The sequence below is a fragment of the Labilithrix sp. genome, from assembly GCA_019637155.1.
Classification (GTDB): Bacteria; Myxococcota_A; Polyangia; order Polyangiales; family Polyangiaceae; genus Labilithrix.
Genome location: JAHBWE010000019.1, coordinates 160,922 through 182,656, shown reverse-complemented (window position 1 = coordinate 182,656; position 21,735 = coordinate 160,922). Strand labels below are relative to the sequence as shown.

Annotated in this window: 19 protein-coding genes and 2 pseudogenes; 13 read left to right on the top strand and 8 right to left on the bottom strand. The window is 66.8% G+C overall.

Going from position 1 to position 21,735, the window contains the following annotated elements; genetic code table 11:
* Nucleotides 1–5: 5 nt before the first annotated feature.
* The 3 genes from KF837_35265 to KF837_35255 are packed head-to-tail and all read left to right on the top strand — an operon-like array spanning nucleotide 6 to nucleotide 6,882.
* Entirely contained in the window at nucleotides 6–341 is a 336-nt protein-coding gene (locus KF837_35265) for a M48 family metallopeptidase (protein MBX3232639.1), read from the top strand.
* On the top strand, nucleotides 338–5,008 hold the full coding sequence (locus KF837_35260; protein ID MBX3232638.1) for a hypothetical protein: 4,671 nt from the start codon (nucleotides 338–340) through the stop codon (nucleotides 5,006–5,008). Before KF837_35265 ends, KF837_35260 begins: the two co-directional genes overlap by 4 nt.
* Nucleotides 5,005–6,882: a putative DNA binding domain-containing protein gene (locus tag KF837_35255; protein ID MBX3232637.1), complete on the top strand. Its 1,878-nt coding sequence runs from the start codon at nucleotides 5,005–5,007 to the stop codon at nucleotides 6,880–6,882. Before KF837_35260 ends, KF837_35255 begins: the two co-directional genes overlap by 4 nt.
* Before the next feature lie 314 nt (nucleotides 6,883–7,196).
* Here KF837_35255 and KF837_35250 read toward each other — a convergent pair whose 3' ends face one another.
* From KF837_35250 to KF837_35235, 4 genes are all read right to left on the bottom strand, one after another.
* On the bottom strand, nucleotides 7,197–7,802 hold the full coding sequence (locus KF837_35250; GenBank protein MBX3232636.1) for a hypothetical protein: 606 nt from the start codon (nucleotides 7,800–7,802) through the stop codon (nucleotides 7,197–7,199).
* A 154-nt stretch (nucleotides 7,803–7,956) separates the two neighbouring features.
* Nucleotides 7,957–8,595: an SDR family oxidoreductase gene (locus tag KF837_35245; GenBank protein MBX3232635.1), complete on the bottom strand. Its 639-nt coding sequence runs from the start codon at nucleotides 8,593–8,595 to the stop codon at nucleotides 7,957–7,959.
* Nucleotides 8,596–8,628: 33 nt separating this feature from the next.
* On the bottom strand, nucleotides 8,629–9,558 hold the full coding sequence (locus tag KF837_35240) for an alpha/beta hydrolase (GenBank protein MBX3232634.1): 930 nt from the start codon (nucleotides 9,556–9,558) through the stop codon (nucleotides 8,629–8,631).
* A gap of 126 nt (nucleotides 9,559–9,684) precedes the next feature.
* Nucleotides 9,685–10,599 carry an alpha/beta hydrolase gene (locus tag KF837_35235; GenBank protein MBX3232633.1) on the bottom strand — a complete coding sequence of 305 codons (915 nt, stop codon included), beginning with the start codon at nucleotides 10,597–10,599 and terminating at the stop codon, nucleotides 9,685–9,687.
* Nucleotides 10,600–10,710: 111 nt separating this feature from the next.
* Between KF837_35235 and KF837_35230 the strand changes: the two genes are divergently transcribed.
* From KF837_35230 to KF837_35210, 5 genes and pseudogenes are all read left to right on the top strand, one after another.
* Nucleotides 10,711–11,706, top strand: coding sequence for a LysR family transcriptional regulator (locus tag KF837_35230; GenBank protein MBX3232632.1), 996 nt, complete (start codon nucleotides 10,711–10,713; stop codon nucleotides 11,704–11,706).
* Between the two features lie 603 nt (nucleotides 11,707–12,309).
* Complete coding sequence (locus KF837_35225) at nucleotides 12,310–12,648, top strand: winged helix-turn-helix transcriptional regulator (GenBank protein MBX3232631.1); 339 nt, start codon at nucleotides 12,310–12,312, stop codon at nucleotides 12,646–12,648.
* Nucleotides 12,645–13,154, top strand: coding sequence for an SRPBCC domain-containing protein (locus KF837_35220; GenBank protein ID MBX3232630.1), 510 nt, complete (start codon nucleotides 12,645–12,647; stop codon nucleotides 13,152–13,154). The genes KF837_35225 and KF837_35220 overlap by 4 nt, the downstream gene beginning before the upstream one ends.
* Nucleotides 13,155–13,228: 74 nt before the next feature.
* On the top strand, nucleotides 13,229–13,618 hold the full coding sequence (locus KF837_35215; protein MBX3232629.1) for a DUF1801 domain-containing protein: 390 nt from the start codon (nucleotides 13,229–13,231) through the stop codon (nucleotides 13,616–13,618).
* Nucleotides 13,619–13,823: 205 nt separating this feature from the next.
* Nucleotides 13,824–14,061, top strand: a pseudogene (locus KF837_35210) (aldo/keto reductase).
* 404 nt (nucleotides 14,062–14,465) lie between these two features.
* Here the strand turns inward: KF837_35210 and KF837_35205 are convergent.
* Together KF837_35205 and KF837_35200 are read right to left on the bottom strand one after the other, a co-directional pair.
* A complete protein-coding gene (locus KF837_35205; GenBank protein ID MBX3232628.1) occupies nucleotides 14,466–14,792 on the bottom strand; it encodes a DUF2200 domain-containing protein in 327 nt (108 codons plus the stop codon).
* Nucleotides 14,793–15,254: 462 nt separating this feature from the next.
* A pseudogene (locus KF837_35200) lies at nucleotides 15,255–15,581 on the bottom strand (DUF1801 domain-containing protein).
* Between the two features lie 297 nt (nucleotides 15,582–15,878).
* On the opposite strand from KF837_35200, the gene KF837_35195 reads away from it, so the two are divergent.
* The gene (locus tag KF837_35195; protein ID MBX3232627.1) at nucleotides 15,879–16,310 is read left to right on the top strand and encodes a VOC family protein; all 432 of its coding nucleotides are present in this window, start codon (nucleotides 15,879–15,881) and stop codon (nucleotides 16,308–16,310) included.
* Between the two features lie 23 nt (nucleotides 16,311–16,333).
* Here the strand turns inward: KF837_35195 and KF837_35190 are convergent, their stop codons facing one another.
* Together KF837_35190 and KF837_35185 are read right to left on the bottom strand one after the other, a co-directional pair.
* Nucleotides 16,334–16,492 carry a hypothetical protein gene (locus KF837_35190; GenBank protein MBX3232626.1) on the bottom strand — a complete coding sequence of 53 codons (159 nt, stop codon included), beginning with the start codon at nucleotides 16,490–16,492 and terminating at the stop codon, nucleotides 16,334–16,336.
* Nucleotides 16,493–16,661: 169 nt separating this feature from the next.
* Entirely contained in the window at nucleotides 16,662–16,859 is a 198-nt protein-coding gene (locus KF837_35185; protein MBX3232625.1) for a hypothetical protein, read from the bottom strand.
* A gap of 75 nt (nucleotides 16,860–16,934) precedes the next feature.
* On the opposite strand from KF837_35185, the gene KF837_35180 reads away from it, so the two are divergent.
* The 4 genes from KF837_35180 to KF837_35165 all read left to right on the top strand — a co-directional run bounded on the left by KF837_35180 (nucleotide 16,935) and on the right by KF837_35165 (nucleotide 21,671).
* Nucleotides 16,935–17,792, top strand: coding sequence for a LysR family transcriptional regulator (locus KF837_35180; protein ID MBX3232624.1), 858 nt, complete (start codon nucleotides 16,935–16,937; stop codon nucleotides 17,790–17,792).
* 194 nt (nucleotides 17,793–17,986) lie between these two features.
* A complete protein-coding gene (locus tag KF837_35175) occupies nucleotides 17,987–18,886 on the top strand; it encodes a hypothetical protein (protein MBX3232623.1) in 900 nt (299 codons plus the stop codon).
* 220 nt (nucleotides 18,887–19,106) lie between these two features.
* On the top strand, nucleotides 19,107–20,672 hold the full coding sequence (locus KF837_35170; protein ID MBX3232622.1) for a cysteine desulfurase: 1,566 nt from the start codon (nucleotides 19,107–19,109) through the stop codon (nucleotides 20,670–20,672).
* Between the two features lie 54 nt (nucleotides 20,673–20,726).
* Nucleotides 20,727–21,671 carry a helix-turn-helix domain-containing protein gene (locus KF837_35165; protein MBX3232621.1) on the top strand — a complete coding sequence of 315 codons (945 nt, stop codon included), beginning with the start codon at nucleotides 20,727–20,729 and terminating at the stop codon, nucleotides 21,669–21,671.
* Nucleotides 21,672–21,735 lie beyond the last annotated feature (64 nt).

Below are 21,735 nucleotides of genomic sequence, written 5' to 3'. Positions count from 1 at the left end.
CGATGATGAAGACCTCCCTCTACCCCACGCAGGAGCTTCGACGCCGAGCCTTGGCTTGGGCAGTGAAGCTGCGTGTGAACCCTAGGGTAATCCGCGTGCAGGACATGCGGCGGAAGTGGGGCTCGTGCTCGTCGGCAGGCACCGTCACGCTGGCGAGCGATCTCGTCGACCAGGACCCGCGCTTCCAGGACTTCGTCATCGCCCACGAGCTGCTGCACCTGCGCGTGCCGACGCACGGGCGCCTCTTCAAGGCGCTCATGAGCGCCCACGTGCCGGGCTGGCGCGAGCTCGAAGAGCAGCGTGGGATGCCGCGCTTGAACTGCGGGAGGGGCGCGTCATGAGCGGCATCACTCTCGACTGGACCGCGATTCGACCGCTCAACGGTGGACGAGAGAAGGGCTTCGAGGAACTCTGTTCGCAGCTTGCTCGTGCTGAGGCTCCTGCTGGGGCGCAGTTCGTTCGGAAGGGAACGCCGGATGCGGGCGTCGAGTGCTACGCGGTCCTTGCTGATGGGACGGAATGGGGCTGGCAATCGAAATACTTCGACACCCTCGGTGATTCGCAGTGGCAGCAGATGGACCACTCCATCGAGGCCGCGATCGAGAAGCACCCACGCTTGGTTCGATACCACGTTTGCGTCCCGCTTGATTTGCCTGATGGGCGCATCGATGGGCGGAAGTCTGCGAAGGACCGCTGGGACGAGCACGTTGCGAAGTGGCACGGGTGGGCCCAGGCGAAGAATCGAACCATCGAGTTCGTCTGGTGGGGTAGCAGCGAGATGCTGGAACGCCTCGCTCGAACCGAGAACGTTGGACGGGTTCGCTTTTGGTTCGACAAGCGAGGCTTCGACGGAGCCTGGTTCACCGCGCGGCTCGACGAGGCCATAAGGGCAGCGGGCCCACGGTACACGCCCGAGGTCCATGTCGAGCTGCCGATTGCAGAAGACCTTGATGCCTTCGGAAGAACGCAGACGTTCTTCAACCGGATCAAGAGGTTGGCCATACCCGTGAGAGAGGGCCTACAGGCGGCTCGCTACTCGGAGCACCCAGTCGTGGACGCCGAAGCTGCGACGATGACAGCGAGCGTCTCGAATGTCGTCCAAACCGTGTTGGACGCATTTGGCGCGCTCTCGCACGTTGCGGCGGGGCCGCTGCCCTTCACCCCGGTCATCGAGAAGATCGAAGCGACCAGCACGCCGCTGCAGGCCCTTTCCGCGCACCTCGAGAAGCGCGCCAGGGAGCATGACGAGCAACTGCCCAAGGATGGAAGCGGCCACGGCCAGTATCGGACGAACCCATTCCGAGAGCGCGGCTACTCCGTTCGACGCCTAGAGCGGGCGTTGCGCGAAGCGACCGAGTCGTTGCGCCGCGCCGACGAGTTGGCTGGAAGCACCGCGTTCGTCCTGAGAGGAAGTGCAGGTACGGGCAAGACGCATCTCCTCTGTGACGTGGTGAGGCGACGCATCGAGGCTCACCAACCAACGGTCTTGCTGATGGGACAGCGCTTCGTCAGCAACGACGCGCCCTGGTCCCAGGTCATGCAGCACCTCGATCTGGCGGGGCTAGCTGCGGAGGATTTCATTGGAGCGCTGGAGGCAGCAGCGCAGGCAAGTGGTGATCGAGCGCTCATCGTCATCGACGCGATCAACGAAGGGACTGGGCGCGCGATCTGGCCGAGCCACTTGGCTGCATTCTTGGCTCAGGTCGAGAGGTCCCCCTGGCTTGGCGTCGTGCTGTCGGTGCGCAGTTCATACGAGGACGCGGTCATCCCTGAAGAGGTGCGAAACAGGGCGTTGCTCGTGACACATCACGGCTTTCATGGGCACGAGTACGACGCCACCAAGACATTCTTCATCCACTACGGTTTGGAGCTTCCGTCGACGCCGCTCCTCGCACCCGAGTTCCAGAACCCGCTGTTCCTGAAGACACTGTGCCGAGGACTGCACGCGGAAGGACATCGGCGTTTGCCACGAGGCTTCCACGGCATCTCGGCCGTCTTCAACCTCTACCTCGACGCGATCAACACGCGACTCGCAGAGCAACTTGGCTACAACGCTCGCACACCCCTCGTGCGTCAGGCCGTGGATGCGTTCGCTGCAGCGCTGGTCAACGCAGGCGAACGATGGTTGCCCTTGGAGCAGGCGTCGCGTGTCGTCGACGCTCTCCTTCCGAACCGCGAGTTCGAGCGCTCGCTGTTTCGAGGTCTGATCGTTGAGGGTGTTCTTGCCGAAGATACACCTCTTCGCGAAGGGGCGCGGCGAGATGTTGTGTACGTCGCCTATGAGCGCCTTGCCGATCATCTGGTAGCGAAGGCTCTCCTCGACAACGTGCCGGCGCCACACGACTGGAGCTCCGCGTTCTCGGAAGATGGCGCGCTCGCAGCCGTGACCGCCGACGAACACGTCACACCGGGCCTACTTGAGGCCTTGTTCATACAGGTTGCCGAACGAACTGATTCCGAGTTGCTGAAGTTCGCTCCGAAGCTGGCGACTCGTTGGGGAGCCGACGAGGCGTTTCGCCAAAGCCTCATCTGGCGAAACAACGCGGCCTTCTCGGAGGCCACCCAGGAAGTGCTCAACGATCTCTGCGGGAGCGATCAGGACCTGCACGAGACGCTGGAGATCTTGCTCACCGTCGCGACCGTTCCCGGTCACCCGCTCAACGCGAACTTCCTTGACCGGCGGTTGCGCGAAGACGCGATGGCGGATCGAGACGCATGGTGGAGCACCTACCTCTACAGCGCCTGGGGAGGTCACGGCGCGGTCGATCGACTCGTGGACTGGGCGTGGGCGCTTGGCAGCGACGTGGGCATTGCCGACGAGGCGGTCGACCTCTGTGGCATCGCCCTCGCGTGGATGCTCACGACCTCTCACCGGTTCCTACGCGACCGGGCGACGAAGGCGCTCGTCAACCTCTACACGGGGCGACTCGCAGGCATGGTCCGGTTGGTCGACCGCTTCGCGGATGTCGATGACCCGTACGTCACGGAGCGCGTCTACGCCGTCGCCTATGGGGTCGCGATGCGAAGCGCGGATGCGGACGCTGTCGGTCGGCTCGCCGCGTCCGTCTATAGCCGCGTGTTCGCATCCGGGAGCCCGCCGCCGCACGTCCTCTTGCGCGACTACGCGCGTGGCGTCGTGGAGCGCGCTCTGCATCTCGGCTCGACGATCGAGTTCGACGCAGCGCTCATTCGTCCTCCGTACAAGAGCGAGTGGCCGACCATCCCGTCTGAGGAGGACGTCAAGCCGCTGCTTCCAGATTGGTCGAAGGGCTCTCACGACAGCAGGGATCTCGAGTGGAGTCGTAATGTCATCGGAACGTCGGTCACGGACTTCGGTGACTTCGCGCGCTACATCATCGGCACGAACTCGTCCGCAGGATCTCGCGAGTATCTTTCGCTCCGACTGGACGAGCCACCGTGGGCGCCGCCTCCGAGTCCTGCCGAGAAGTTGACCGCGCTTGTCGCCAACTTCTCCGACGATGAGCTGTCAGCATGGCAGGCCTTCGATGTGGCGGACCGCGCCCATGCGGCGGCTTCTTCGGAGTTCGTACGCGCGTGGTTAGATCAGCGAGAGGGGGCCGACGGTCAACCTGCGCTCGACCTATCGAATCAGGAGACGCTCGAAGCGGAACTTGAGAAGGATTGCCCGCCCGAGCTCGTTTCACTCGGGAAGGCCAGGGACGAGGCCGAGCGCGCGCTTGAAGCGAGCCTTTCTGCGGAACACGCGGCGCGCTTGAGCGCGATCAGGGACGCCAAAGAGAACCAGCACACGGCTAGCCGACCACCACGCTTCGATCTCGGCCAAGTGCAACGCTACATCCTCAAGCGCGTCTTCGATCTCGGTTGGACTGTCGAACGCTTCGGACATTTCGATCGCTTCGTCGTGCGCAGCGACGGCCGTGCGGCGTCCAAGCCCGAACGCATGGGCAAGAAGTACCAGTGGATTGCCTACCACGAGATGATGGCGTTCCTCTCCGACCACTTCCAGTATCGGGAAGAGTTCCGCGAGGACGGCGACCAGTGCTACCAGGGCCCGTGGCAGAACCACCTGCGCGACATTGATCCCTCATGCACGCTGCGTGCTCTTCCTGGCGGCACTTCATGGGACGGACACACGCCCGCTTGGTGGGGGGCTGCTCCCTATGCCGCATGGGGTCATGGAGCGAGCCCGAAGGACTGGGTTGCGAAGGTCGACGATCTACCGAAGGTCGAGGACCTGCTCGTTTGTGTGAACCCTGCAGATGGGTCGCACTGGCTGAACGGGCACGGCTACTTCAACTGGAAGGAGGAAGCGCCACCGGATCAGCGCCCAATTGACGTGGCGCGGGGCGAACTCTGGTACATCGCGAACGCCTACCTGATTCGAACGTCGGACGCGGACGCCTTCCTGAAGTGGGCCGAGACGGTCGACTTCATGGGGCGCTGGATGCCGGACCCTCCTCACGTCACCGGGATGTTTCTCGGTGAGCATGGGTGGGCTCCCGCATCTCGCTACTTCCAGAGTGCGTACTATGGCGATGACGGTTGGACGCAGCCGGGGCAAGGCTGCCCGGTGCGGCTTCGGCAAGTCGCAGTCGAGTATCTCAACGAGTCCAGCGGCTTCGACTGTTCGGTGGACGACGGCTACACGGTTCGGCTGCCTGCCGAGGAGGTGATGACGAAGCTTGGGCTGCACTCGACGGGGCGCGGTACGGAGTTCGCGACGTCGTCGGGGCAGGTCGTGGCGCTTGATCCTACGGCAAGCGCGCCCGGCCCGAGCACGTTGCTTCTGCGGGCGGACGCGCTGCAGGAGTTGCAGCATCGAGAACAGCTCACGATGTGTTGGGCTGTCCTCGGCGAGAAGCGAATTCTGAGCGCCGGCTTCGATCGCCCGCACCATCCCGCTCTGCGCCTGTCGGGGGCCTACGTTCTCGACGGAGTAGCCATCAAGGGCTTCGTGAAGCGCATGCTCGATGAGTATGCCGAAGGTGGACCAACGCTCATCGACATCGATCGGAGTGAGCCGTGACGATCGCCCCCACCTTCGACCTTACGCCCTTCCTCGGTCGCGACGAAGGCCAGCACTTCGACCGAAAGTCGATGTTCGAGGGCGAGGAGGGCAAGAAGCGCCCGCGTGACCGCCGCAAGGTGCGCGACCAAGTGGCCGAGCAGGTCGCGGGCTTCGCCAACGCCGAGGGCGGCGTGCTCATCCTCGGCATCGAGGACGACCACCGCGTCACGGGCCACCAGCTCCCGCCCGACGCCCTCGCGGCGCTGCTCGACGTGCCGAGGGTTCGCCTGCATCCGCCGCAGCCGCAGGGCTTCGTGCTCCAGCACGACGGGCACTCGCTCATCGTCTTCGACGTGCCGACCTGCGATGTGCCCGTGCGAGTCGAGGGTGACGGGTTCCCCCTGCGCATCGGCGACAAGACCATGCAGGTCTCCGAGTCGCACATCCAGAAGCTCAAGTTCCGAGGGCTCGTCGAGAGCTGGGAGAGTCGCCCTTCACACCTGCGTCTCGCCGACCTCGACCCCGCGCTTCTCGAGCGCGCGCGCCGCGGCGCGGGCCTCATCGCGCTGACCGACGAGGAGTACCTGCTCAAGCGCAAGCTCGCGGACCACCGTGGGCGCGACCTCGTGCTGCGCGAGGCCGCGGAGCTCCTCTTCGCGAAGAACGGACTCGATCACCCGAACGCCGGCTTTCGCCTCTTCCGCGTCGTCGGCACCGAGCGCAAGGTCGGCACCGAGCACAACGTCGAGGAGCGCCCGCGCTTCGAGGGCAACCTGCCGACCGTCATCGAGGAGTGCTTCTCAGCGATCGAAGGCATCCTGCGAAGGCCCGCGCGCCTCGTCGGCCACCGCTTCCGCACCGTGTCCGAGTACCCGGAGTTCTCGTGGAAGGAGGCGATCGTCAACGCCGCTGCCCACCGCGACTACAACGTCGAGGGGCGCACGACGGAGATCTGGTTCTTCGACGATCGCCTCGAGGTCGTGAGCCCCGGCGGGCTGCTACCCGACGTGAACCTCGAGGAACTGCTCGCGCTCCACCGCATCCACGTCAGCCGCAACCCGCGCACCGTACGCGTGCTCGTCGACCTCGGCATCGTGCGCGACCAGGGTGAGGGCATCCCGCGCATGTTCGCCGAGATGGAGGGCTTCTTCCTCCCGGCGCCCGTGCTCGACCCGCGCGACCACCTGTTCCGCGTCACGCTTCGCAACACGGCGACGCTCACCGCTGACGACAAATCCTTCGTCGCACGCCTCGGCGACGCGGAGCTAACCGACGTCGAGTTCCGCGCGCTGCTCGAAGCCCACCGTGCAGGCCGCCTCGACAACGCTCGCCTGCGCGCCATCTCGGGCCTCGACACGCTGGGGGCGAGCGCGCTCCTCCGCAGGCTGCGGGACCGCGAGTTGCTCGCCCTGCACGCGGCGGGGCCGAACAGCTACTACGAGCTCGGGCTGAAGGCGCAGCTCCCGGTCGATGCGCAGGGGCTGGAAACGGGTGCGCAGGGGCTCCTGGCCAAGGATACGCAGGGGTCGAGGCCGGATACGCAGGGGTTCGACCCGGATGCACAGGGGCTCGAGCCAGGTACGCAGGGGTCGGCGCCGGACGTCACCTCGCTGATCGCTGCGCTGCCCGACGACCTCCGGCTCGAGCTCACGAGGCTCGGCCCGAAGCCTGCCGCGCCTCGGCTCCGAAAGGTGCTCCTCGACCTCTGCGCTCTGCGCTGGTGGACACCGCGGGAGCTGGTAGCGGTCCTCGGTCTGAAGGACGCCGCCAACCTTTCGCGCAAGCACCTCTGGCTGCTGGTCACCGAGGGCAAGCTCGAGCGCCGCTACCCCGACAATCCCGCACACCCGCAGCAGGCGTACCGGGTGGTCGGGGCTGGAGCCGCGCCGTGAAGCTTCGCTGGGGCCTCTTGGGATCCAGCCGGAGGCCGCTCGACACCTGTTGATCATGCGGGGCGGCCCTCCGGTTCTCGGGTCCCTCTCCGAACGCCGATGCGCGAGCGCGACGCCGACGTACACGGCGAACCTCGCGCCGAGGCCCGCGTTCGACTCCGCACGCCGCGTTCCTCCGCGGGCTTCCGCACTTTCGTGGCTTCTCGGCTCGACGGTGCACGGAACCTCGCCGACGCGGCCCGGTCCCGGAGCCATTCTTCCTCCACCACCAACACGGGGTGGAGGCGCAGTTAACAGAAGAGCGCGTCCATACTCTACGGAGTGGCGTCAATCTGCGCGCGCGTCTCGCGCAGCAGCTCATCGCGGCTCATCTGCCAGTAGATGCGTCCGCGCTGGAGGAACACGTGCCGCACGAGCCTCCCGCCGCGCGCCGCGACGCGCTCTGCGAAGGCGTCGATGTTCTCCTGTTTGTAGCGGCTGTTTCCCGTCATCACCAGGACGACCTCCTTGCCCGCCAGGTCGGCCTGTTCCACGAAGGCCCACAGCGGCGGCGCGGGACGGAACAGCCACGTCGGCGAAACGAGGTAGACACGCTGCGCCGGCGCGAGGTCGATGGGCTCGACGGTGATCGCAGGGAGCGCGCGCGCCTCGGCGTCGGACACGGCCTTGGTCTGGCCCGAGAAATCGAGCGGGTAGTCGGTGGCTTCGATGCGAGCGATGAACGCGTTGAAGGTGCGCGCGATCTCTCGCGCCACCGCTTCCGAGTGTCCGGAGCGCGAGTAGTAGACGACTGCCACCGCGCGATTGGGCTCGCCGCTCGGCGCATACGCGGGGCTCCCGACGTACGTCCGATCTTTCACGGCCATCACGACGAACGCCACCGCGCCGAGCACCACCGCTGCTAGGGCTGCTGCAAGCATCCGACGTCTCCTCTTCGACTTGGGCCAGGTCATCGGCATCACGCTCAGGCTCGCGGAACGAGCGGCAGCCAGTCGGTCGTCTCGCGCCACGTCCACGAGGCGACATGCCGTAGTCGAAAGGTTCGTACCGCGTACATGTTCGTGCTCGCTCGATTTACATGAAGGACGGCTTGTCGCCGTCGGTGTTGGGCTTGTTGACGCCGAGGTTCTCCCGCACCCAGCGCTCGGGCGCGTCGATGACCTTCACCACGAGGTCGGCCACGCTCTTGCGCGACACTTCCGTGCCCTTGAAGGGCTCGCTCCGCGCCGTGGTCTCGTAGTCGATCTCGTCGTCGTCGCTCAGCCATGCGGGGCGCAGTACCGTGTAGTCGAGCCCCGACTCCTCGATCGCATCCGCCGCGCGGCGGAACGGCGGCAAGTACGCGCCGATGTTCCGCGTGTTCCACGCGCCGAACCTACCAGGCACCTCGTCGTAGAGGCCGAGCGACGTCACGAAGACGAGTCGTTGAACGTTTGCCTTCTTCATCGACGCGATGATGCTCTTCGCCTGCGCGTCGATGTCATCGCCGGTCAGGTTCGCGTAGACGATGTCCTGGCCGGTCATCGCCGTGTCGAGCTGCGCGCGGTCGAGGACATCTCCCTCGAGCACGCGCGCGTTGCTCGGTACCTTGCTCTTCAGCCGGCGTGCCTGTCGCAGAAACAGGGTGAGAGAAACGTCGTCGCGTTCGGCGAGCATCTGGATCGCCCAGCGCGCGATCTGCCCGCCCGCTCCGAGGATCAATACCTTCTTCATGGCTCTCGTCGATTCCTTCGGCGTCGTTCTCTCTCAGAGATGCTTCTTGAAGAATGGCACCAGCTTCTCGAGCGACAGCTTCACCGGCTCCGGCTTGTCGTAGAGGTCGTAGTGCGACCAATCCTCCAGGGAGACGAGCTGGCGATCCTTCGAGGCGGTGGCGCGGCCGTAGATTTCCAGGCCGTCGCGGTAGGCGCCAAAAGCCCCGACCTTCTGACCGATCACCACCATGATCGGCTGGGTCAACAGCGTTTCGGCGAAGGCGAAGGCGTCCCAGGCGAGCGTCTTCTGCGCGTGGGAGAAGAGCATGCGCGTCGCGCCGCCCTCCTTCTGGCCGCGCGGCGTCTTGTAGTAGTCCGTCGCCTCGAAGACGTCCCGTTCCGTCAGGCCGTTCGCCTTGGCGACGTCCGGGCTGGCGGGCAAGAGCTCGTTGACCTGAAGCTCGCCGCCGCGCGCCTCCTTCGTGCGCTGCGCGGCCATCGCGTCGAGTGCGCCGATCGGGTTGTAGGTGCTGAAGCCCTCACGGAACAGCCGGCCGATGTTGACGCCGGTGATGCTGACCACGGCCTTGATGCGCTTCTCGGTCAGCGTCGCGTTCACCGCATACCCACCGCCGCCGCAGACGCCGATGGCGCCGATGCGATGGGCGTCGACATAAGGCAGCGTCACCGCATAGTCGATGACGCGGCTGATGTCTTCGACCCGCTGGGTCGGATCCTCGATCCAACGCGGGCTGCCGCCGGACTCACCCTGAAAGCTGGCGTCGTAGGCGATGACGACAAAACCCTGCTCGGAAAGCGCCTTGCCATAGACGTTGCCCGACGTCTGCTCCTTGCAACTTCCGAACGGATGGACGCTGACGATGGTCGGATAGGTCTTCGCCTCATCGAAGCTGGGCGGGAACTGAATGCTGGCAGCGATGGGCCAGGCCATATCGGGGTTTTGGATTTTTACGGATTTCATTTCCTTTTCCTTCAGGGGAACGTCGAGAGTCTTGAGACTCTCGACACGCGGGGGCGTCGGGAGGAGCGAATCGAACCCGTCTTCGGATCCGGACCTTCGCTACCGGTGTGCTGACGCCGGAGACGGCTACAGCTTGCTGGAGAAGAACGGCGCCAGCTTCGAGATGGCCTCGTCGACGTACTTCTGCACGTCGTACAGATCCATGTGGTCCGCACCCTCGACGAGGTGCAGAGTCTTGTCCTTGCTGGCGGCGCGGGCGAGGAGATCGTCGCTCATCCACTTGCTGCCCGCTTTGCTGCCCGCGATGGACAGGATGGGCTGGGTCAGGAACGCTTCGGCCTTGTTGTAGGCATCGTAGGTAATGATCTGCGTGAGGTTGCGCGCGAGGGTGAAGCCGGGGGCGTTCGGGTGCTGGCAACGGGGCGTGTGGTAATACTCCCACGCGCCGCGCAGCTCGGTGTTGGGCGCGTCCTCCTCCTTCAGCGGGGCGAGCGGGATGGTGGCCATGCTCTTGCTGCTGGCGTCGGCCGTGCGCGCGTTCGAGCCGGCCTCGATGTAGGGCAGCGCATCGGCGTCCTTGACGGTGTTCTCCCAGCCGTTGCGGAACATCTGGCCGATGTTCACCGCGCTCACGGTGGCGAGCGCCTTGATGCGACGGTCGTTGATGGCGGCGTTGGCGCTGTAGCCACCGCCGGCGCAGACGCCCATGGCGCCGATCTTGTCGTTGTCCACGTAGGGCAGCGTGGTGAGGTAATCGATGACGGCGCTCACGTCTTCGGTGCTGACGTAGGGGTTCTCGAGCTGGCGCGGCTCGCCGGTACTCTCGCCCTGGTAGGAGCGGTCGAAGGCGATCGCGATGAGCCCCTGCTCGGCCAGCTTCTTGGCGTAGAGGCCCGCGGCCTGCTCCTTCACTCCACCGCCGGGATGCGAGACGACAACAGCCGCGTACTTCTTGCCTTCGTCGAAGTTGGGGGGAAGGTGGAGGTGGGCGGCGATGGTGATGCCTTGAGCGTTGTAGTTCGGGAAATTCACCTTCTTCATGACGAGCTCCTCGGGCTTGGGTGGACGGACGCCACTACAATACGCAGCCCGCTTGCTCTCACAACGGAACAGTCTTGAACGCAGAGGTAAGCCTTAGTTTACAATCGCGGCATGGATCCCGCCCTGCTGCCGCCGCTCGTCGGCTTCGCTCACGTCGCCGCTCATCGGAGCTTCACGAAGGCTGCCGCGAAGCTCGGCGTGTCCCGCGCGGCGCTCTCGCAGAGCCTCAAGGCGCTCGAGAAGAAGCTCGGCGTCCAGCTCTTGTACCGGACGACGCGGAGCATGTCGCTCACAGAAGCGGGCCAGCGCTTGTTCGACCAGTTGCAGCCGGCGCTCCAGTCGCTCGACCACGCGGTGCGCGAGCTCGGCCAGGCGACGACCGAGCCGACCGGGCTCGTGCGCATCAACACCGCGCGCATGGCGGCGCGAGAGCTCCTCGAGCCGCACCTCACTGAGTTCCTCGCGCGTCATCCCAAGCTCACGGTCGAGCTCGTGATGGACGACGGGATCTCCAACATCATCGCCGACGGCTGCGACGCCGGCATCCGCATCGGCGAGCGCCTCGCCGAACACGTGGTGGCGGTGCCCATCACGCCGATGCTTGAGATGGCGGTCGTCGCGACGCCCGCGTACTTCGCGCGCCACGGCCGACCAAGCAAGCCGACCGACTTGGCCCAGCACAACTGCATCGCCTACCGCCGGAACAGCGGCGGCTCGGTCTTCGCGTGGGAGTTCACGGACGTTCGCACGAAGCGAGAGCTCACCGTGGAGCCGCGCGGCAACCTCATCACCAACGACGATGAAGGCATGCTGCGCGCCGCGCTCCAAGGGCTCGGGCTCATCCAACACATCGACTTCGTGGTGAGGCGACACCTCGACGAGGGCAGGCTCGAGCGTGTGCTGAAGCCGTGGTGCGCGCCGTTTCCGGGGTTCTACCTCTACGTGCCGTCTCGGGAGATGCCCTCGAAGGTGCGCGCGCTCCGCGACTTCCTCGTCGAGAAGAGGGGCGGCCTGACATCAAAGGCCGCAGCGCCGCGGCGAGCGAGAAACGCCAGCACTCGCGCCACGAAGACCGCGCGCATCGAACAGAAGAGGCATCCACGATGAAACCCCACGTCATCTGCCACATGGCCATCAGCATCGACGGCCGCACACGCCCGAGTCGCTGGCGTCCGCAAGGCGCCAAGCCGGGCGGCCCCTACGACCGAGCGCATGAGCAGCTCCAGGGCGATGCCTGGCTGATCGGGCGCGCGACCGGCCAGGAGTTCGCGAAGGGCTCGAGCTACCCCGACGTCAGCGGTGAGACGTTCCCGCGTGAGCCGTGGTTCGCGCAGCGCGCTGCGCGCTGCGAGCGGCTAACGGATCGGCCCTCCACGCCGGGACACGTACCCGATGATCAACTGTCCCGCGCGGGCCGTTTCGGGGCCGGGACTGTTGACCAACGGGGCGCGAGCTCGCAACGAGCGTCGAACGAGCCGCCACGTTCGCGCGTGGCGCTGATCGAGCCGAGCCAGGACCTTTGGCGCGGGCGCGTGCAGCAGGCCCGTGCCGGGCGCACGCGCCGACGGTTGGAGCGCCTCCAGTGCGTGGGCACGGCAAAGGCTCGCCAGCCTCCATGCCGCGCTTCGCCAGCGACCGCTGCCCGGTTGGGCGGCGACGTGCTCGTGCGCTTGACACGGAAAACATGAACATGCATACATATGCACGCTCATGCACATTGACGTCTTTCAGACCCTGGCCGATCCCAAGCGACGCCGCATCGTCGAGGTGCTTCTAGGCGGCGAGCGAGCGGTCAACGACCTCGTCGAGATGATCGACATTCATCAGTCGGGCGTCTCGCGACATCTCAGGATCCTCCACGAGACCGGCTTCGTGCAGATGCGGCCGCTGGGATCGCAACGACTCTACTCGCTACGACCAGAGCGTTTTCGGGAGCTCGACACGTGGATCAGCCGGTACCGGACATTCTGGGAGGCGCGTCTTGACGCGTTCGGCGAGGCGCTCGATCGGCGCACGCGCGTCACCCGGCGTAAGGAGAAGCACTCATGACGAAGAAGGAGACGGGGGCGTCTGGTACCGATGTCGTCAAGCGACGAATCACGATCGAGCGAACGTACAGAGCGACACTCGACGAGGTGTGGGAACTCTGGGCAACGAAGGAAGGGATCGAGTCGTGGTGGGGCCCCGGTGGCTTTCGCGTCACGGTCCGGACGCTCGATCTGCGCCCCGGCGGCGAGCTCCGTTACGCCATGACCGCGGTCGAGCCGGCCCAGGTGGCGTTCATGGCGCAGGCCGGCATGCCACTGACGCAGGAACTGCGGATCACCTACTCCGAGGTCCAGCCGCGTCGCCGGCTGGCGTATGTCCATCTCGCCGACTTCATTCCGGGCGTCGACCCCTATGACGTCGCCACGGTGGTGGAGTTCCATCCGAGCCCGGATGGTGTCCGTCTCGTGCTGACGTTCGACGCAATGCACGAAGAGGAGTGGACGAATCGTGCCACGCTCGGATGGAAGGGCGAGCTGAACAAGCTCGCCGAGGTGCTCGGGGCATGATTGGGTCACGCCCTACGCGCTCGAGAGCCGCTGGCCGCGCTGCCGCGACGATCCCATCGGGAGAACGCGCCACGATGAGCGCTGAAATTCGAGCGTACAACCAGGCGCTGGGCGCGGAGCGTGAAGAGATCGCCAATCACCTGGCGCGCTTGATCGACAGTCGGCTGCCTGATGCCGAGCGCAAGATCTGGCACGCTCATCCGGTGTGGTTTCTCGATGGAAACCCTATTGTCGGCTACAGCAAGCTGAAGGACTGCATTCGATTGATGTTCTGGAGCGGCGCCAGCTTCGAGGAAGAACATCTACGGCTTGGCACCGGGAAGTTCAAGGATGCCTCCATCAGGTACACCAGCGCAGAGCAGATCGACGAGCGCGACGTGAGGAGGTGGCTGAAGAAGGCCAGGAGCACACAGTGGGACTACAAGGGTCTCCGCAAGAGAGGGAGACTCGTTCGCCTCGCTTGAAGCCGATCCACAAACCGGACCGAACGTGCCTCTCATCTCAGTACAGCCGTAGCAGAGATATCGCCGGGAGTTGTGGAACGGGCGTGAGCTGAAAAAGGCGGCGCTCAAGAGGCGCTGAATGGAGAGCACGGTCTGGCAGCCACCCCGCTTGCAGCGGGCGCGTCCACGCGCGCGGGAGCGAGCGCCGCGAGCGCGTCCACCGGCCGTGCAGCCACGAGCTCGGCCCCACCCCTCCGGCAAGAGCTACACCATGAAGTCGCGCAAGCTGGGCCGCCTGGAGGTGTCGGAGCTCGGCTTCGGCTGCATGAGCAACAACCCCGGCCACAAGGTCCGGGCGTGGACCGCGCCCAGAGCATCCGCGTGATCCGCGACGCCTGCTCGTCGGTGAGGCCCTGGGACCGGTGCGCAACGACGTGGTCATCGCCACCAAGTTCGGCTTCAAGGGGGCCGTCTCGACGAAGCGCTGCTCTTCGCGGCGTCGCGTACGACCTCTCGAAGAAATCGGACGGCGCCATCCACGTCGGAGCGGCGATGCCACACCTGGCGAACCTCGATGGGCTCGAGCGAGACGGGTGGCGCGAGCACACGGACAGCGCCTGGTCGACGTCATCGCGAACCACATCGAACAGCGCCAGCTCGACGTGCGGCAGCGTAGCGAAGGCGTCGAGCGTGAGTCGGCGTCGAAACCCTCGGATGGTCGAGACGCACGATGCAGTTGGTCACGATGGGCTACGAAGGCGCGGTGCTCGAGGGCGCGCCGGACGTCAGCACGTTGGGTTGGTGGCTGAGCATGGCCGGCTGAGCGCGCGCGAGATGCAGCCGGACCTCGGGGTGGCCACCGCGGGTACTACTGGCGCAGGATGCTGGCCATCTTCTTTCCCCTGGCGAGCTCGTCGACCAGCTTGTCGAGGTAGCGGATCTTCTGCATCAACGGATCAGCGACGGCCTCGACGCGCACTCCGCAGACGACGCCCGTGATGAGACCAGCCTTCGAGCTCCAGCGAGGCGCGGCTCCAAAGAATGCCTCGAGATCGACCTCGTCGTCGATGGCGCGCTGGAGGGACTTTCCGCGATAGCCGGTGAGCCAGGCGATGACCTCGTCGACCTCCTGTTGGGTCCGGCCTTTCTTCTCTGCCTTCTGCACGTAGAGCGGGTACACGCTCGCGAACGAGATCGCGAAGACGCGCGGCTTCTTGGGTTTACCGGCGCTCGCTCGCTTCGTGGCCTTCTCGGTGATCTCGGCGAGCCGTGTGCGAACGAGCGCGCTCACGATCTTCTTTGGCAGCGGCGCGGCGGGCGGGAACGTGATGCCGCCTTTCGTCGTCTTGTACCCATCGAGCAGCGCGCCGAGCTTCGGGATGACGCCACCGCTGTGCGGGTAGTACCCGCAGTTCCTGCCGAAGAAGGCGAATCCGGCGGCGACCTTCCCGTTCGGCAGGCGAAAGGCGGGCATGTCGTAGCTGATCGTCTCCGTCGCCGTCGGAAGCAGCTCACGAAGCTGCGCGCAGAGTCGTGTGAGCGTCGCGCGGGCGGCGGCGTTCTCGATGCGCGCGAGATAGGCGTCGATTGGCCCCGAAGCAGAACCACCGCGCGTCGCACGGGTCGTCGTCGACTTCTTCGGAGCCTTCGTCTCTACGTCGCGTGCGCGCTTGCCGTACGTTTTGGCAGTGAGCCTCGTGAAGGACTTTTGGACGATCCCCTTGAGGACGCGGACGTCGATCTTGCTGACGTCCTTGATGTAGAGACAGCCGACACCGGTGGTATGGGGCCCGAGCCTCTCCAGCGCGGCTTCGTGGTGGGCGATGCCGTCGAGGAGGTAGACGACGGTCGCTGCCTTGCGCGGCGAGAACGCTGCTGCTGGCGCCGTGCCCTTGCGACCGCTGTCGTACTCGTAGGCGTACTCACCGAAACCGACGATCGACGATCCGCTCATCCTCGGCTCGAGCCCCGTCGCCTCACGCATCAGATCGAGCAGCACGAGCGCGTCGCGGCGCCGCCCAGCGGGAGCGACGGCCTCCAGAAAGGAGCGTGGTTCGGGAGTGGTCTTCGTTGCCACGAAGCCAAGGTACTCACCGTTCAATCGTCACGTCCACCGCCGCCGCATCCGCGCCGCGTCACGGGGCGATCTTCTGTAGGCGCTCGATCAACGCGTAGCGCTCATGAAGAATCGTCCATCTCCTCATCGTACGACTGAGCGACCGCGCTCGCGCTCGTCGATTTCTTCCAATCAGGCGCGGCGCGTTTCGGTCAAGCTTGGAGCATGACGGAACGACCGCTCCTCACTCCGCGCCTCGTCGTTCGCGACGCGGCCGGCGCCATTGCCTACTACACCGCGACGCTCGGGGCTCGCGAGCTCGAACGCTACGCCGACGATCGGGGACACGTGGTGCACGCCGCGCTCGCGCTCGGCAACGCGGTGATCGCGCTCACCGACGAGGCGCCCGAATGGAACAACTGCGCGCCGCCCTCGCTCGGCGGGAGCCCGGTGATCTTGAACCTCGAAGTCGATGATCCCGACGAAGTGGCGCGTAAGATGGTGGCGGGTGGCGGGCGCGTGATCTTCGAGGTGAGCGATCAGTTCTACGGCCACCGCGAGGGGCGAGTGCAGGACCCGTTCGGGCACCTTTGGATCCTCACCAAGGTGATCGCGAAGATGACGCCCGAGCAGATCCGCGAAGCCATGCGTGGGTGACGCAGGACTTGGAGCACGCGCCCTCACCCGGCGCGCACGAAGCGCCAGGCGTCGAGGAGCTTCTCGGAAGGACGGTCCTCGATCGGATCCGCGTGGGCCACGAGGAGACGCTTCAATGGGAGGGCGGCCATGCGATCGATCGATCGCGCCGCGGCGTCGTTGGACTTCGTCTTCCATCGCACGTCCGGCGGTGTTCGGATCGGTCGTAGCAACCCGTGAGGCGCGCGGCCGTGCGCCAGCTCCAGTGGTCCCGCGCGCAGGCGCTGAGCACGATGTCTGCGCCGATGAGCGAGCCCGTCGGACGATGGAAGAGCCCGGCCGAAGGGTCCAGCCGACGACCGGTCAAGGGTTTCACTCTTGCTCTGCTGTCGGCCAGCGATACGCGAGGACGGCGATCGCGAGCGTCGTCGGGATCTCGATCGACGCGAAGAAGAGGACGCGCGCGAGGAGCGTCATCGCGATCGGGACCTCCATCATCGCCGCGGCGGCGAGGAGGAACGGACGCGTGATCGCGAGACCGTCGACCTTCCCCGCGACCCACTCGTTCATTGGATGAGCATGACCGTTCGTTAGCGTTCATCACATGGTTGTTTATTCGCTATTGACGTGCATGAATGCACATTGATGAATTGGGACGACCTGCGCTTCGTTCTCGCGCTGGCGCGCAGCCGGACGCTCAGCGGCGCCGCGGCGACGCTGATGACGACGCACACGACCGTCGCGCGACGGATACGCGCCCTCGAAGAGCGGGTCGGGAGCCGGTTGTTCTCCGTCGACGACGGCGGCTACACGCCGACCGCCGCCGGCGCGCACGTCGTCCGAAGCGCCGAGCGGACCGAAGCGGAGATGCACGAGCTCGAGGCGCGACTCCTCGGCGGAGACGCGAAGCTCGAGGGGAAGCTCCGCGTGACGACGATGGACATCCTCTTCCGTCGCTACGAGCCCGCGTTCACGTCGTTCCTCGAGCGCTTCCCCGGCGTCGAGCTCACGCTGAGCTGCAACGACGCGGACGCCTCGCTCACCCGCCGCGAAGCCGACGTCGCCCTGCGGATGACCGGCGCGCCACCCCCGAACCTCGTCGGTCGCAAGATCGGGCGCGTCGAGCTCGCCGTCTACGCGAGCCGTCACCTCGCCCGGCGCGTCGGCGCGAAGGCGCCGCTCTCGAAGTGGCCGTGGTTGAGCTGGGACGAGCGGCTCGGCCCCTCGTGGCTCGAACCGTGGCTCGCGAAGCATGCCCCCGAGGCGCGCGTCGCGCTCTGGGTCGACATGACCTCGCTGCCGCTCCGAGAGGTCGTCGCCTCCGGGATCGGCGTCCACTTCCTCGCTCGCACCGAAGGCGACTCCGATCCCCGGCTCGTGCGCATCAGTCCGGTCGCCACCGAGCTCTCGCGGGACGTCTGGCTCCTCACCCTCGACGAGCTCCGAGCGGCCACGCGCGTCCGCGCGTTCCTCGACCACTTCGTCGAACGGACCGCGAAATGAAGCGGCGCGGCGACGAAGGTGTCGTCTCATCGCAGGTGCGTCGCTCGGAGCTCGTCCATTCGCTTCGACCACGCGGGCGTGCCGGTAAGGCGTCGATCCATCCGCTTGGGCAGAGGAGAGTGACGGCGTGGCGCGGTGACAATTGCTCTGGTGCGGTCGGGCGGATAAGACGCGGCTCAGAAGGAGTCTCGTAGATGACCGCTCAATCGATCGGTGCACGCGCTGCACGGCAGCTGGCGAATACGACCAAGACGCCGCCGCAATGGCGGGGGGCGACGCCGCGCTGGCTCACGCAAATGATCCCCTGGACGCCGGTCGAGGCCGGCGTGTACCGCGTGAATCAGGCGCTCGACGAGAAGTTCGACGTCAAGTGCAGCCCCGCCGAGGGCGAGGACCTGCCCGTCGCCTTCAACGACTACGAGCCGAACCCGCGCGAGTACGTCCTCGCGTCGTGCACCACCACGATCGCGGTGCAGACGCGCATCTCGGACCTGTTCCGCAGCCCGTACGACCAGGTGAAGGAGCAGCTCACGCTCGCGATCGAGAAGATCAAAGAGCGGCAAGAGAGCGAGATGCTCTACAACAAGGACTACGGGCTCCTGAACAACGTCGATCCCGAGATGCGCATCGCGCCGCGGAAGGGGCCTCCGACGCCGGACGACCTCGACGAGCTCATCGCGACGGTCTGGAAAGAGCCCGCCTTCTTCGTCACCCACCCGCGCGCGATCGCGGCGTTCGGGCGCGAGTGCACGCGCCGGGGCGTCCCGCCGCCCACGATGTCGCTCTTCGGCTCGCCGTTCCTCACGTGGCGTGGGCTGCCGCTCATCCCGAGCGACAAGATCCGCATCCGTGACAACCGGACCGACGTCCTCCTCATGCGCGTCGGCGAGCGGAAGCGCGGCGTCGTCGGCCTCTTCCAGCCGGGCCTCCCCGGCGAGGTGAACCCGAGCCTCTCCGTCCGCATGATGGGGATCGATCAGGCGGGCACCGCGAAGTACCTCATCTCGCTCTACTGCTCCGTCGCCGTGCTCACGCACGACGCGCTCGGATGCCTGGAGGGCGTGGTGATCGACAACTACCATGAGTACGCCTGAGCCCAAGGGCGGTCCGCCCGTGGGACTTCCGCCCGTGGGCGAGGTCTCGCTGCTGACCGCGCACATGCCGCGGACGACGGAGACTCCCAATTATCCGGCCGCGATCATGACGTCGACGCCCGGGATCTCGCTCGCCGGAGCCGAGGTCCCCGGCGCGCCGACGACGCCCGAGCTCGATCCCATCTCGCTCACGCACGCGATCTCGCAGCTCGCGAATCACATGTACGCGGCGCCGCCTCCGCCCGCGGCGGGCGTCCCGCAACCGACGGACACGAGCGCGTACTCGTCCCCGCCGACCGCGGCGTTGACGCCGTCGCTGCCGAGCACGGCGGAGAAAAGCGCGTTCCCGGCGACGGACGCGGTCTTCCCGGCGACGGGCGCGCCGTTCGATGCGCCGCTGCGGTTCGATGCGCTCGAGGCGCCGATCGAGCCTGGGTATCGCGTTCCGCTCCATGACGCTCGGCCGGACGCGACGACGGCGCCGGCGTGGGGCTCGGAGCCTCGCTTCGCGCTCGACGCGTTCGAGATCGCGCCGGCGGCCGATCCGTCGGTCCGCACGCTCGGGCATCGGATCTTCGAGCCGAACGCGATCAAGAAGGAGTTTCCGATCCTGAGCGAGCCCGTGCGCGGCAAGCGCCTCGTGTGGCTCGACAACGCCGCCACGACGCAGAAGCCGCGCGCGGTCATCGATCGGCTCTCCTACTTCTACGAGCACGAGAACTCGAACATCCATCGCGCCGCGCACACGCTCGCGGCGAAGGCGACCGACGCCTACGAGGCGGCGCGCGACACCGTGCGCCGCTTCATCAACGCGCCGTCGCCGCGCGAGATCGTGTTCGTGCGCGGCACGACGGAGGGGATCAACCTCGTCGCGCAGAGCTGGGGACGGCGCAACGTGCGCGAGGGCGACGAGATCGTCATCACCTGGCTCGAGCATCACGCGAACATCGTCCCCTGGCAGCAGCTCTGCTCGGAGAAGGGCGCTCGCCTCAAGGTCGCGCCGGTCGACAGCCGCGGGCAGGTGATCCTCGAGGAGTACGAGAAGCTCCTCTCCCCGCGGACCAAGCTCGTCTCGTTCACGCAGGTGTCGAACGCGCTCGGCACGATCACGCCGGCGGCGGAGATGATCGACATGGCGCACCGCCACGGCGCGATCGTGCTGCTCGACGGCGCGCAGTCGGTCTCGCACATGCCAGTCGACGTGCAGAAGCTCGGCTGCGACTTCTTCGTGTTCTCCGGGCACAAGGTGTTCGCGCCGACCGGCATCGGCGCGGTGTTCGGGCGCGCGGAGCTGCTCGACGCGATGCCGCCGTGGCAAGGTGGCGGCAACATGATCCAGGACGTGACGTTCGAGCGCACGACCTATCAGCCCGCGCCCGCTCGCTTCGAGGCCGGCACCGGCAACATCGCCGACGCGGTCGGCCTCGGCGCCGCGCTCGACTGGCTCTCGCGCGTCGGCGTCCACAACGTCGAGCGCTACGAGCACGAGCTCCTCGAGTACGGCACGAGCGCGCTCGCGACCGTGCCGGGCCTCACCATGATCGGGACCGCGCGCGAGAAGGCGGGCGTGCTCTCGTTCGTGCTCGACGGGCAGAAGACGGAGGAGGTCGGCGGACTCCTCGATCAAGAGGGCATCGCCGTGCGCTCGGGGCATCACTGCGCGCAGCCCATCCTCCGGCGGTTCGGTCACGAAGCGACCGTGCGCGCCTCGCTCGCGCCGTACAACACGTGCGAGGACATCGACGCGCTCGTGCGCGCGCTGCACCGACTCCAGGCCGGCCGCTGACGCGGGCGAGCAGAGGAGCTTCTCGGCGCGGCGCGCTCGCGATATCAAGATCCGATGGTACGGACGGTCGCCCCGCGCGACGCGCAAGAGCTCATCGCGAAAGAGGAAATCGACGTCGTCGACGTGCGCGAGCCGCACGAGTGGGCGACCGGTCACCTCCCCGGCGCGCGCCTCGTGCCGCTCGGCCGGCTCCGCGAGGACCTCGCCGGCGCGCAGCTCGGGAAACGCGTGCTCTTCGTCTGCGAGCGCGGCGGCCGCAGCCGGCAGGCCGCCGAGCTCGCGCTGAAGAACGGGGCCGGCGAGGTGCTCAACCTCGACGGCGGAACCGCCGCGTGGCGGGAAGCGGGCCTCGCGATCGTCACGCCGGAGAAGCCAGGGAGCGCGGAGAAGCCAGGGAGCGCGGAGGCGGAGAAGGAGAAGACCGCGGTCGAAGAAGAAGCGACCCCGCTCGACGCGGTCGTCGGCGCGAACCTGAAGCGCCTCCGCACCGCGCGCGGCTGGAGCCTCGACGTCCTCGCCGGCCTCACCGGCGTCGGCCGGCAGACGCTCGGGCAGGTCGAGATCGGCCGCACCGTCCCGAGCCTCGGCGCGCTATGGAAGCTCGCGCGCGCGTTCGAGGTGCCGTTCTCGGCGCTCCTCGCGCAGCCGACCAACCTCGCGACGCGCATCTTCCGCCGCACGAGCGCGCGCCCGATCACCGACGCCGACGGGCGCTTCTCGTCCCGCGCGCTGTTCTCGCCCGACGACAAAGGCAGCTTCGAGTTCTACGAGCTGTTCCTCGCCGCCCGCGCGCGCGAGGACGCCGAGCCGCACGCGGCCGGCACGCGCGAGCACCTCCTCGTCACGCAGGGGCGCCTCGTCCTCGAGCTCGGCGCGGACACCTTCGACCTCGCGAAAGGCGACGCGATCGCGTTCACCGCCGACGTCCCACACGCCTACGTCAACCCGACGAGCGAGGAGTGCTGGATGAGCCTCGTCATGACGTACCCGCGGCCCTGACCACGGCCGCGCGGCGTCGCCTGGCTCGTCGATCAGGACGACGACCCCGACGGACAGTATTCGA